Consider the following 12,086-nt stretch of genomic DNA (forward strand, 5'->3'; position numbering starts at 1 on the left):
CAATTCCGGGCGGAAAACCGCTCACACCTTTCGTGGAATTGCTCTAAGGGCAGGCTCCCTGCCAAGCGCGAGCCTGCTCATGAACCATGATCTCGATGACCGCATGCATTTCACCATCGACCTGGCGCGGCGCGCCGGCGAGCTGGGGCTAAAATATTTTCGCGACCTCGACAATCTGGCCGTCGAGAGCAAGGGCCACCAGGACCTGGTTTCCGAGGCCGACCGCGAGGTCGAGCTGTTCATCCGCGCCGCGATCGCCGAGGCCTATCCGCAAGACGGCATCGTCGGCGAGGAGCACGCGGCGGTGACTGGAACAACCGGTCATGTCTGGGTGATCGATCCGATCGACGGCACCGCCAATTTCGTGCGCGGCATTCCCGCCTGGTGCGTGGTGATCGCCTGCGCCAGGGACGGCGAGACGATCGTCGGCGTCATCCATGAGCCTTCGACCAACGAGACGTTCTACGCCCGCCTGGGCGGCGGCGCCTTCCTCAACGGCAAGCCGATCAAGGCCAGCAATGCGGCGTCGCTTTCCGAGGGCGCCGTCGGCACCGGGCTTTCCAACCGCGCCTCGACCAAGAATGTCGTCGTGCTCATCGGCCTGATCATGGCCGAAGGCGGCGTCTTCTTCCGCAATGCCTCGGGCGCGCTGATGCTTGCCTATGCGGCGTCCGGCCGGTTGCTCGGCTATGCCGAGGAACACATGAACGCCTGGGACTGCCTTGCCGGCATGCTGCTGGTCGAAGAGGCCGGCGGCACGATGCTGAAAGCCGATCCGGAGACGGTGATCGACCAAGGCACGCGGGTGATCACCGGCGGCAGGCACATCTTCCCAAAGCTGCAGGCGCTGTGCGCAGAGGCCTTCGAACCTACGCGCTGACGCTCTGCGCGACCGCGCCCAGCGGCCGGCAGGAATTGCGGATCATCAGCCGGCCCTTCAGCACGAGCTTGCGCGGCGGCGCGTCGCGGTTGCCGGCCAGCCGGTCAAGCAGAAGGTTCGCCGCCTGCTCGCCGATCGCCTGCACCGGCTGCGCCACGGTGGTGAGCTGCGGGACGAACACGTCCGACCAGGGGAAATCGTCGAAGCAGGCGACCGAAATGTCCTCGGGACAGGATAGGCCGATGTCGCGGATCGCCTTCATGGTGCCGATCACCATCGGGTTGTTGGCCGAGAAGATCGCGCTCGGCCGGTCGTACAGCGACAAGAGCTGCATGGTCGCGTTGTAGCCGTCGATCTCGTGGAAGTTGCCGGAGCGCACGAGCTCCTCCGCCACCGGCAGGCCGGCCGCCTGCAGCGCCTCGCGATAGCCGATCATGCGGTCATGCATGGGGGATATGTCGGATGTGCCGGTGATGTAGCCGATGCGGCGATGGCCGAGATGGATCAGATAGGTGACGGCGTCGAACACGGCGCGCCGATTGTCCAGCACTACCGCGTCGGTGTCGACGCCCTCGCAGAGACGGTCGAGCAGCACCACCGGCACATTGGCGTCCTCGACGATGTCCTTCAGAATGCCGCCGTCGCCGACGCGCGCCACGATCAGCCCGTCGACCATGCGGTCGAGCAGCAGGCGGATCTGCTCGTCCTGGGTGTTCAGATCTTCGTCGGTGCAGCACAGCATAACGGCATAGCCGGCGCGGTCGAACGCCTGCTGGATGACCGAGACAACATCAGTGAAGAACGGGTTGGTGATGTGCGGCACGGTGAGGCCGATGGTGCGTGTGGTGCCCATCTTCAGGCTGCGGGCAATGGCATTGCGCTTGTAGCCGATGTCGCGGATCGCCTGCTCGATGCGTTGCGTAAGCTCGGGGCTGACGGTGGCGGTGCCATTGAGCAATGCCGAGACAGTGGCCACCGACACACGCGCCGCCTCGGCAACGTGCAGCATGGTCGGCGCCGTGGATTTCCGCTGGTTTTTCCGCTCTGACACCGTCATTTTCGAAACGTTTAGCCGCCCCTATTCGACCAACCCTACGTAAAGCCGGCATTTTTCGCAAGAATTGAAATGCATCAATCCTCAGCGCCTAGATAGACGCTTGACAGATTCGAAACGTTTAGATTAGCGTTCAGGCATCGAAGACGACGGAGGGAGGCCGTCCTTTGCCATGCAGCGCGCTGATTCCATCACGACTGGCAATGTGGCCGCCGCCGGTCCCGCCGTCGTCCTGAGCGCGACCGGCATTTCCAAGCGGTTTGGCGGCATCACCGCGCTGTCCGATGTGAGCCTGGATCTCAGAAGCGGCGAGGTGCATGCGCTGATGGGCGAGAACGGCGCCGGCAAGTCGACGCTGATGAAGATCCTCTCCGGCGTCTATACGGATTACGAAGGCACTGTTGCCGTCGACGGCCAGGCGGTCCGTTTCACCGGCGTCCGCGACGCCGAGGACGCCGGTATCGCCATCATCCATCAGGAGCTCAACCTCGTTCCCGAGCTCAGCGTCGCCGACAACATCTTCCTCGGCCGCGAAAAGCTGATCGCCGGGCTGGTCGTCGACCGCAAGGCGAGCAGCCGTGCGGCCAGCGCGCTGCTGCAGCGTCTCGGCATCGAGCTCGATCCGGAAGCGCGCATCGGCACGCTGAGGGTTGGCGAGCAGCAGCTGGTGGAGATCGCCAAGGCGCTGTCGAAGTCGGCGCGCATCCTGATCATGGACGAGCCGACCTCGGCGCTGTCGCCGGCCGAGTGCGAGCGGCTGTTCCGCATCATCCGCCAGCTCGCGGCAAGCGGCGTCGCCATCGTCTACATCTCGCATCGCATCGACGAGGTCATGCACCTGGCGAGCCGGGTGACGGTGCTGCGCGACGGGCGCCATGTGTTGACCGAGGACATGGCGGGACTGGGCGAAGACGCCATCATCTCGGCCATGGTCGGGCGCGACCTTCTGGCCTCCTCCGATCATGAGCGCGGCCCCGGCGGAACGGTGGTGCTCTCGGTCAGGGACCTGTCGCTGTCGAAACCCGACCGGCATGGCTGGCGCATGGTGATCGACGGTGTCGGCTTCGACCTTTGCGCCGGCGAAATCCTCGGCATAGGCGGGCTATTGGGTTCCGGCCGCACCGAAATCCTCGAGGCGATCTTCGGCTCCAGCGACGGCCGCCCCAGCGGCGAGATCCGGCTCGACGGCGTGCCGGTCGAGATCGGCTCGCCGCGCGGGGCCCGCCGGCTCGGCATCGCTTTGGTCACCGAGGACCGCAAGACCCAAGGCCTGCATCTCAAGGCCTCGATCACCGATAATGTCGCGCTGCCGCTGGTCGGCGCGCTGGCGCGCTTCGGCCTGCGCTCGCGTTCGGGCGAGCAAGGCCTGGCGCGCGAGGCGGTGAGCGCGCTCGGCATACGCTGCGAAAGCATCGAGCAGGCCGCCGGCACGCTGTCCGGCGGCAACCAGCAGAAGGTGGTGATCGGCAAATGGCTGGCGACGCGGCCGCGCGTGCTTCTGCTCGACGAGCCGACGCGCGGCATCGATGTCGGCGCCAAGCGCGAAATCTACGACCTCATCTTCAAACTCGCCGGCGACGGACTGGCGATCGCCGTGATCAGCTCCGAACTGCCCGAGCTCCTGCATCTGGCCGACCGCATCCTGGTCATGGCGGAGGGCCGCCAGCGCGGAATCCTGTCCCGCGCCGAGGCCAGCGAGGAGGCAATCATGCGGCTTGCCGCACCAAGACGGGCAGCGAGACCAGCCGCATGAGCCTCATCAATCTTCTCTCCCGCACCAAGCTCTATTGGGGGCTGATCGCCATCTTCCTGATCGGCGTCTTCGGCTCGCCGATCAGCTCCAAGGGCAACAACATCTTCTTGTCCTACGGCAACCTGCTCGACGTGCTGCGCCAGGTGTCGACCACCGGCCTCATCGCCACCGGCATGACGGCGGTGATCCTGACCGGCGGCATCGATCTATCCGTCGGCTCGCTGATGGCGATCTGCTCGGTCGTCTGCGCCATGCTTCTCACCGTGCCGGGCGCCACCCCGTCGGCGGCGCTCGGCTTGCCGACGACCGCGCTGGCGGCTCTCTGCCTCGGCGCGCTGGCCACGCGCTTTATCCTGCTCAACATCGAGAAATCCCGCGCCGGCGCGCAAGCCGGCCCTGAGGCTCGGCTGGACAAGACGCGCGGACTTGTCATCCCGGGCATCGTCGGCGTGGTGCTGTGCTGCCTTTCGCTGTGGTACCTGCTGCCGCAGGTGGAGACCAAGTTCGGCGTGCTCGGCGTGCTTCTGGTGGCGCCTTGCGTCGGCCTCCTGTTCGGCACCATCAACGGCTTCATCATCGTCGCCGGCCGTCTGCAGCCCTTCATCGTGACACTCGCGATGATGGTAACGGCGCTCGGCATCGCCAGGCTGACCGCCGGCCAGAACAACGCGGTGCTGCCGGTCTATACCGGCTCCAACGCCACCGCCGACTTCGAGATCCTGCGCTCGCTGGTGTTCGGCGTCGTGCCGATGCCAGGTCTCTTCTTCCTCGGCGCAGTCGTGATCTACGGCGCGGTGCTGCGCTTCACGCCCTTCGGCCGCTATGTCTATGCCATCGGCGGCAATGAGGAGGCGGCGCGACTCTCCGGCATTGCGGCAGGGCGCGTCAAGATCGCCACCTATGCCGTGTCCGGCTTGCTCGCCGGCATCGCGGCGGTGCTTTACGTGGCGCAATACCGGCAAGGCAAGCCGGATGCCGGCGCCGGGCTGGAGCTCGACGCCATCGCCGCCGTGGTCATCGGCGGCACCAGCCTGATGGGCGGGCGCGGCAGCCTGATCGGCACCTTCTGCGGCGTGCTCATCTTCGGGCTGCTCTCCAACATCCTGCAGCTGCACAACATCAATTCGAACCTTCAGCTGGTGCTGAAGGGGGCGATCATCATCGGCACCGTGCTCGTGCAGGAGCGCAACGCCGGCGACATCTTAAGCTATCTGCGCCTGCCCGGCGGACGGACGGCGCAAAAGGAAACGGCCGCGGCAAAACGGCCGTCACAGGAGACCTCGTCTCTATAATCCGGAGGAAACAGGACCATGAAACGACGTGATATGCTGAAGCTCGCCACCTTCGCGGCGGCTCTTCTGACGACGACCGCTCTCTTTTCCAGCAACCACGCCTTTGCCCAGGACAAGAAGTGGAAGATCGGGTTCTCGCAGGTGACGACCATCGAACCCTGGCGCGCCCAGTTCAACAAGGACATCATCGCCGAAGCCGCCAAGCACCCGGAAGTCGAGCTGATCATCACCGACGGCGAGGACAAGACCGAAAAGCAGGTCGCCGATGTCGAGAACCTGATCCGCCAGGAGGTCGACGCGCTGCTGGTGTCGCCGAAGGAGTCGGCAGGTCTCACCGGCGTCGTGCAACAGGCGATCGACGCCAAGATCCCGGTCTTCGTGCTCGACCGCAATGTCGACACCAAGGATTACACGCAGTTCGTCGGCGGCGACAACAAGCTGATCGGCCGGGCTGCGGGCGAATATGCCGTCGAGCTCCTGGGCGGCAAGGGCAAGGCGGCTGGCAACGTCGTCGAGATCTGGGGCGGCATGGGCACGCAGCCTGCGCATGACCGCCATGACGGCTTCCATGAATTCACCGACAAGGAGCCGGGCATCAAGTACCTGCTGGACCAGCAGTCGGGCGACTGGAAGCAGGACCAGGCCTATAACATCATGGCCAACGCGCTGAAGACCAACGAGAAGATCGACCTCGTCTATGGCCACAACGATCCGATGGCCTATGGCGCCTATCTCGCTGCCAAGGACGTCGGACGCGAGAAGGACATCAAGTTCATCGGCATCGACGGCCTGCCCAACGAAGGCGTGCAGATGGTGAACAAGGGCGAGCTGACGGCGACCTTCACCTATGTCACGCCGGGCGCCGAGGGCCTGCGCCAGGCGATCAAGTTCCTCAACGGCGAGAAGGTCGAGAAGACCATCACGCTGCCGACGGAAAGGATCACCAAGGAGAACGCCGCCAAGATCCTGAAGGACAACGGGCTCTAAGTTCGCAATTGCCCTGCCGGGCCACGCGCCCGGCAGGGCTTTGCCCGACCGTCAGGCGCTCCTCGCAGCTTGCGCCGTATGCGCGAAGCGTCGCCGCAACGCTCTTTTTCCGCTCTTTCGCGACCGAAAGTCACGCCCGAAACGGCAAGTCCTGACCTTGCCGGCCGGCAGATCTGCGAGCCCCAGGCGGCGCCGCTCTTAAAAAACCAAGGCGGAACAGTGAGATAGGCCGACCTCGGACCGGCTCGGGCGCAGAGCGCGGCAGGTCTCCTTCCGGTGCTGCCAAGTCGACGGACAGCTTGCGCAGAATGCTTGCGCCTTGTGTCGCCTGTTCTTATATACGCGCCAGCCGTCCAGCCCTTAAAAGCGGGGACCATGACGGGATTTCTTGTGAACAGGGGCTTTCGTCGGAACGCCTTTTGAAGGGTCCAGAGAGCCTGCTTAGAGGAGAGATTAGAACAATGGCAAAAGTTATCGGTATCGATCTCGGCACCACCAACTCGTGTATCGCCATCATGGATGGCAAGGACCCCAAGGTGATCGAGAATGCTGAAGGCGCGCGCACGACGCCTTCCATCGTCGCCATCTCGAGCGACGGCGAACGTCTCGTCGGCCAGCCGGCCAAGCGCCAGGCGGTCACCAATCCGGAAAACACCATCTTCGCGGTCAAGCGCCTGATCGGCCGCCGCTATGACGACCCGGTGACGGAGAAGGACAAGAAGCTTGTCCCTTATAAGATCGTCAAGGGCGACAATGGCGACGCCTGGGTCGAGGCCGGCGGCAAGAAGCAGTCGCCGAGCCAGATCTCGGCCATGATCCTGCAGAAGATGAAGGAGACGGCGGAAGCCTATCTCGGCGAGAAGGTCGAGAAGGCGGTCATCACCGTTCCGGCCTATTTCAATGACGCCCAGCGCCAGGCGACCAAGGACGCCGGCCGGATCGCCGGCCTCGAGGTGTTGCGCATCATCAACGAGCCCACGGCCGCCGCGCTTGCCTACGGCCTGGAAAAGAAGGACGGCAAGACCATCGCCGTCTATGACCTCGGCGGCGGCACCTTCGATATTTCCGTGCTCGAAATCGGCGACGGCGTGTTCGAGGTGAAGTCGACCAATGGCGATACCTTCCTCGGCGGCGAGGACTTCGACATGCGGCTCGTCGAGTATCTGGCGGCCGAGTTCAAGAAGGAACAGGGCATCGACCTCAAGGCCGACAAGCTCGCGCTGCAGCGCCTGAAGGAAGCGGCCGAAAAGGCCAAGATCGAGCTGTCGTCGACGACGCAGACCGAAATCAACCTGCCCTTCATCACCGCCGACGCCAGCGGCCCGAAGCACCTGACGATGAAGCTCACCCGGGCGAAGTTCGAAAGCCTGGTCGAGGACCTCGTGCAGCGCACCATCGACCCCTGCAAGGCGGCGCTCAAGGATGCCGGCCTGAAGGCGGGCGAGATCGACGAGGTGGTGCTGGTCGGCGGCATGACCCGCATGCCCAAGATCCAGGAGATCGTGAAGCAGTTCTTCGGCAAGGAGCCGCATAAGGGTGTCAACCCGGATGAGGTCGTCGCACTTGGCGCTGCCATCCAGGCCGGCGTGCTGCAGGGCGACGTCAAGGATGTGCTCCTGCTCGACGTGACGCCGCTGTCGCTGGGCATCGAGACGCTGGGTGGCGTGTTCACCCGACTGATCGAGCGCAACACGACGATCCCGACCAAGAAGAGCCAGACCTTCTCGACCGCCGAGGATTCGCAGTCGGCGGTGACGATCCGCGTCTTCCAGGGCGAGCGCGAAATGGCGGCCGACAACAAGATGCTCGGTCAGTTCGACCTCGTTGGCATCCCGCCGGCCCCGCGCGGCGTGCCGCAGATCGAGGTCACGTTCGACATCGACGCCAACGGCATCGTCAACGTCTCGGCCAAGGACAAGGGCACCGGCAAGGAGCACCAGATCCGCATCCAGGCTTCGGGCGGTCTGTCCGACGCCGACATCGAGAAGATGGTGAAGGACGCCGAGGCCAATGCCGACGCGGACAAGAAGCGCCGAGCCCTCGTCGAGGCCCGCAACCAGGCCGAGGCGCTGGTGCATTCGTCCGAGAAGTCGCTGAAGGACTATGGCGACAAGGTCTCGGAGGCTGACCGCACGGCGATTTCGGACGCGATCGCCGCGCTGAAGACCGCCGCCGAAGGCGATGACCCGGCGGACATCGAGGCCAAGTCGCAGTCGCTCGCCGAAGTGTCGATGAAGCTCGGCCAGGCCATGTACGAGGCTTCGCAGAAGGAAGCGGCCGAAGCCGACGCCAAGGCGGATGCCGCCAAGGATTCGGACGTGGTCGACGCCGACTTCGAGGAAATCGACGAAGACGACGAGAAGAAGAAGTCGGCCTGAGCCGGCTGACGGCGGATTATGCGAAAAGCCCGGCGCAAGGCCGGGCTTTTTTGCAACCCTGCCCGAAAAAGTGACAGAAAAACCCGGAGTGGCCCGGCTTAGTACTAGCATCCGGGAAACATCGCTCCTAAATCCAAGAACGTGCCGGCAAACGTCGCCAACAATGCTTGAAGACATTGAGCATCCGGACAGCGGGAAAAAATGAAAGCTGATTTCTACGAAACGCTGGGCGTGCAAAAAGGCGCCGACGACAAGGAACTCAAGAGCGCTTTCCGCAAGCTCGCCATGCAGTTCCATCCCGACCGCAACCCCGGCGACCATGCCTGCGAGCACAAGTTCAAGGAAATCAACGAAGCCTACGAGACGCTGAAGGACCCGCAGAAGCGCGCCGCATACGACCGTTTCGGCCACGCCGCCTTCGAGGGCGGCATGAACGGCGCGGCACACGGCTTCGGCGCCGGCGGCTTCGCCGACATCTTCGAGGATATCTTCGGCGACATGATGGGCGGCCGGCAGCGCCGTTCGTCGGGCGGCCGCGAACGCGGCGCCGATCTGCGCTACAATATGGAAATCACGCTGGAAGAAGCCTTTTCCGGCAAAACGGCGCAGATCCGCGTGCCGGCCTCCATCTCCTGCGCGGAATGCTCCGGCAGCGGCGCCAGGTCGGGCACGCAGCCGGTGACCTGCTCGATGTGCCACGGCCACGGCAAGGTGCGCGCCACGCAGGGCTTCTTCTCGATCGAGCGGACCTGCCCGCAATGCCAGGGCCGCGGCCAGACGATCAAGGACCCCTGCCCGAAATGCGCCGGCCAGGGCCGCGTCACCGAGGAACGCTCACTGTCGGTCAATATCCCCGCCGGCATCGAGGACGGCACCCGCATCCGGCTTGCCAACGAGGGCGAGGCGGGCCTGCGCGGCGGACCATCCGGCGACCTTTACATTTTCCTGGCGGTCAAGCCGCACGAATTCTTCCAGCGCGACGGCGCCGATCTTTATTGCAAGGTGCCGATCTCGATGACGACGGCCGCCCTTGGCGGTTCCTTCGAAGTCACCACGCTGGACGGCACGCAGACCAAGGTGAAAGTGCCGGAAGGCACCCAGAACGGCCGTCAGTTCCGCCTGAAGGGTAAGGGTATGCCGGTGCTGCGCCAGCCCAATGTCGGCGACCTCTATATCCAGACGGCGGTCGAGACGCCGCAGAACCTGACGCGCCGCCAGCGCGAATTGCTGGAAGAGTTCGAGCAGCTTTCGTCCAAGGACAACTCGCCCCAGTCGAGCGGCTTTTTCGCGCGCATGAAGGACTTCTTCGAGTCGTTCGGCGAAAACTGACCGCCACAGCGGCATCGGCGGAGCGACCTGCTGCCCAAGCGTCATCAACACCTTATGCCAGCTTGACGCCTTGCCTTGTTCCACCCACCTGCTAAGTAGCGGAGCGGGAGGCTGAGCATTGAGGAGAGCTCGTGATGGCACGTAGTCCCGGGTTGCGCAAAGCGCTGGCCGAAAAATTCGACGACGAGCTGAAGTTCTTCAAAGGCTGGATCGACAAGCCGAAGACGGTCGGCTCGATCGTTCCCACCAGTTCCATCACCGCGCGCAAGATGGCGTCGATCGTCAATCCGAGATCGGGCCTGCCGGTGCTCGAAGTCGGGCCCGGCACCGGTGTCATCACCCGCGCCATCCTTGCCCAGGGCGTGAAGCCCGAAAACCTGTACGCGGTCGAATATTCGACCGACTTCGTTCGCCATCTGCGCGGGCTCTATCCCGGCGTCAACGTGATCGAGGGCGACGCCTTCAATCTCTATGCCACGCTCGGCGACAAGCGCGACCTGGTGTTCGATTCGGTCGTTTCCGGCGTGCCGCTGCTCAACTTCCCGGTCGCCCAGCGCATCGCCTATATCGAAAGCCTGCTCGACCGCATTCCCGCCGGACGGCCGATCGTGCAACTGACCTACGGCCCGCTGTCGCCGATCCCGGCCGGGCGCGGCGACTACACGGTCGAACATTTCGATTTCATCTTCCGCAACATCCCGCCGACGCAGCTGTGGATCTACCGGCGCGCAGGGCATTAGTTTCTACCTGCAAAAGTGTTCGGGCATCGCCCGTGGCGGCAGCGTCCTGGCGACTGGCCGAAGCGCCCGTCACTTCGTCCTCCACGGGCGGAGCAAGGAGCGAAGCGACGCGGCGGAGACCCGAGGATCCATTCCGTGACTTTCGAAGCGTTGCGACGATCCAGAATTCTGCTCCGCTGCGCCTCTACGATTGGGGTAAGGGAATGGATCCTCGGGTCTTCGCGACGCCGCTTCTCGGCTGCTTCGCCCGTGGATGACGAAGCTGGTAGGTGGCGACCAATCCTCGAACGTTTTCTGCCACCCCCTCGTTGATTTGAATGCTCCTTGGCTGTACCTGTCCCCGAACAAGGGTGGCCAATGGCAGTGATCCCAAGAATCCTCGTCTTCGCCGGTTCGGCCCGGAGCGGCGCCTTCAGCGGCCGGACCGCCGACGTGGCGCAGAAGGAACTGGCCATGCAGGGCGCGGAGGTGACGCGCATCTCGCTCGGCGATTATCCGCTGCCGATCATGGACGAGGACCTGGAAAAGGAAAAAGGCCTCCCCGAGAACGCGATCAAGCTCGGCCGCCAGATCGCCGCGCATGACGGCTTGCTCATCGCGACGCCCGAATATAACGGCTCGATCCCGCCATTGCTCAAGAACGCCATCGACTGGGTGAGCCGGATTCGGCGCGAGGGCAGCCGCACGTTCAGGCCGCTTGCCGGCAAGCCGGTCGGGCTCTGCTCGTCCTCCGGGGGCAAGTTCGCCGGCATACGTTGCATCAACCATCTGCGCGCGGTGCTGGTGCGCTGCCAGATGGAGGTGATCACGCCCGAATGCTCGGTCTCCGAGGCAGGCGAAGCCTTCGCCGAGGACGGACAATTCAGGGACGCCAGACTACACCAATCGATGGAGCGCCTATGCCGCACACTGATCGAAACCTCGCGCATGCTATCCACCCGGATCGAGACGTGATCAATTTCGCGGAGGCCGACACCATGCGAGACAGGCTGATCGTTGGGCTGGACCTGCCGACGCTGAAGGAGGCCGAGAGAGCGGTGCGCGAGCTCGAAGGCACGGTTTCCTTCTACAAGATCGGCTACCAGCTCGCCTTCGCCGGCGGGTTGGATTTCGCCCGGGAGCTCGCCAGCGGCGGCACCAAAGTGTTCCTCGACATGAAGCTGCTCGACATCGACAACACGGTCGCCAAGGGCGTCGAGAACATCGTCAAGATGGGCATGACGATGCTGACGCTGCATGCCTATCCCAAAACCATGAGAGCGGCTGTCGAGGCGGCCAAGGGCAGCGAGCTCTGCCTGCTTGGCGTGACGGTGCTGACTTCGATGGACGAGCAGGACGTGATCGACGCCGGCTACGAACACGACCCGCACACGCTGGTGCTCCGGCGCTCCGAACAGGCGCTGCATGCCGGCATGGGCGGCATCGTCTGCTCGGCGGAAGAGGCCGAAGCGGTGCGCCGTATCGTCGGACCCGACCTGGCGGTGGTGACGCCGGGCATCCGGCCGGCGGGCAGCGAGCATGGCGACCAGAAACGCGTAGTGACGCCGGCGCAGGCGATCCGCAACGGCTCCAGCCATCTGGTCGTCGGCCGGCCGATTGTCGCCGCGCTGGACCGCCGCGCCGCGGCAGAGGCGATCCTCGCGGAGATGCAATCAGCCTGAGGACCAGTCCTC

10 protein-coding genes are annotated in these 12,086 nt (G+C 64.4%); 9 read left to right on the forward strand and 1 reads right to left on the reverse strand.

Features of this window, described 5'->3' with window-relative positions:
- Positions 1-79 precede the first annotated feature (79 nt).
- Positions 80-880, forward strand: a complete 801-nt coding sequence (locus LB528_RS16535; protein WP_224715553.1) for an inositol monophosphatase family protein — start codon at positions 80-82, stop codon at positions 878-880.
- Here LB528_RS16535 and LB528_RS16540 read toward each other — a convergent pair.
- Complete coding sequence (locus LB528_RS16540; protein WP_224715554.1) at positions 870-1,889, reverse strand: LacI family DNA-binding transcriptional regulator; 1,020 nt, start codon at positions 1,887-1,889, stop codon at positions 870-872. The genes LB528_RS16535 and LB528_RS16540 overlap by 11 nt on opposite strands.
- A 217-nt stretch (positions 1,890-2,106) precedes the next feature.
- Here LB528_RS16540 and LB528_RS16545 point away from each other — a divergent pair, with 217 nt between their 5' ends.
- The 8 genes from LB528_RS16545 to pyrF all read left to right on the forward strand — a co-directional run bounded on the left by LB528_RS16545 (position 2,107) and on the right by pyrF (position 12,074).
- Positions 2,107-3,687 (forward strand): sugar ABC transporter ATP-binding protein, encoded by a 1,581-nt coding sequence (locus LB528_RS16545; protein WP_224715555.1) that lies wholly within the window; start codon positions 2,107-2,109, stop codon positions 3,685-3,687.
- Entirely contained in the window at positions 3,684-4,979 is a 1,296-nt protein-coding gene (locus LB528_RS16550; protein WP_224715556.1) for an ABC transporter permease, read from the forward strand. Before LB528_RS16545 ends, LB528_RS16550 begins: the two co-directional genes overlap by 4 nt.
- 18 nt (positions 4,980-4,997) lie before the next feature.
- Complete coding sequence (locus LB528_RS16555) at positions 4,998-5,966, forward strand: substrate-binding domain-containing protein (protein ID WP_224515160.1); 969 nt, start codon at positions 4,998-5,000, stop codon at positions 5,964-5,966.
- 461 nt (positions 5,967-6,427) lie between these two features.
- Positions 6,428-8,344, forward strand: coding sequence for a molecular chaperone DnaK (gene dnaK / locus LB528_RS16560; RefSeq protein ID WP_140845306.1), 1,917 nt, complete (start codon positions 6,428-6,430; stop codon positions 8,342-8,344).
- Between the two features lie 201 nt (positions 8,345-8,545).
- The gene (dnaJ, locus tag LB528_RS16565) at positions 8,546-9,673 is read left to right on the forward strand and encodes a molecular chaperone DnaJ (protein WP_224715557.1); all 1,128 of its coding nucleotides are present in this window, start codon (positions 8,546-8,548) and stop codon (positions 9,671-9,673) included.
- A gap of 134 nt (positions 9,674-9,807) precedes the next feature.
- Positions 9,808-10,413 (forward strand): phospholipid N-methyltransferase PmtA, encoded by a 606-nt coding sequence (gene pmtA / locus LB528_RS16570; RefSeq protein ID WP_224515154.1) that lies wholly within the window; start codon positions 9,808-9,810, stop codon positions 10,411-10,413.
- Positions 10,414-10,770: 357 nt separating this feature from the next.
- Positions 10,771-11,367: an NADPH-dependent FMN reductase gene (locus LB528_RS16575; protein ID WP_224715558.1), complete on the forward strand. Its 597-nt coding sequence runs from the start codon at positions 10,771-10,773 to the stop codon at positions 11,365-11,367.
- Between the two features lie 23 nt (positions 11,368-11,390).
- Entirely contained in the window at positions 11,391-12,074 is a 684-nt protein-coding gene (pyrF, locus tag LB528_RS16580; protein ID WP_224515387.1) for an orotidine-5'-phosphate decarboxylase, read from the forward strand.
- Positions 12,075-12,086 lie beyond the last annotated feature (12 nt).

Origin of the sequence: Mesorhizobium sp. CA4, assembly GCF_020165075.1 — a bacterium.
Lineage (GTDB): Bacteria > Pseudomonadota > Alphaproteobacteria > Rhizobiales > Rhizobiaceae > Mesorhizobium.

Excerpts from the sequence above, each read along its gene's own strand:
- LB528_RS16535 (WP_224715553.1), top strand. The coding sequence starts at position 80 with ATGAACCATGATCTCGATGACCGCATGCATTTCACCATCGACCTGGCG.
- LB528_RS16540 (WP_224715554.1), bottom strand. The coding sequence starts at position 1,889 with ATGCTGCACGTTGCCGAGGCGGCGCGTGTGTCGGTGGCCACTGTCTCG.
- LB528_RS16545 (WP_224715555.1), top strand. The coding sequence starts at position 2,107 with ATGCAGCGCGCTGATTCCATCACGACTGGCAATGTGGCCGCCGCCGGT.
- LB528_RS16550 (WP_224715556.1), top strand. The coding sequence starts at position 3,684 with ATGAGCCTCATCAATCTTCTCTCCCGCACCAAGCTCTATTGGGGGCTG.
- LB528_RS16555 (WP_224515160.1), top strand. The coding sequence starts at position 4,998 with ATGAAACGACGTGATATGCTGAAGCTCGCCACCTTCGCGGCGGCTCTT.
- dnaK (WP_140845306.1), top strand. The coding sequence starts at position 6,428 with ATGGCAAAAGTTATCGGTATCGATCTCGGCACCACCAACTCGTGTATC.
- dnaJ (WP_224715557.1), top strand. The coding sequence starts at position 8,546 with ATGAAAGCTGATTTCTACGAAACGCTGGGCGTGCAAAAAGGCGCCGAC.
- pmtA (WP_224515154.1), top strand. The coding sequence starts at position 9,808 with ATGGCACGTAGTCCCGGGTTGCGCAAAGCGCTGGCCGAAAAATTCGAC.
- LB528_RS16575 (WP_224715558.1), top strand. The coding sequence starts at position 10,771 with ATGGCAGTGATCCCAAGAATCCTCGTCTTCGCCGGTTCGGCCCGGAGC.
- pyrF (WP_224515387.1), top strand. The coding sequence starts at position 11,391 with ATGCGAGACAGGCTGATCGTTGGGCTGGACCTGCCGACGCTGAAGGAG.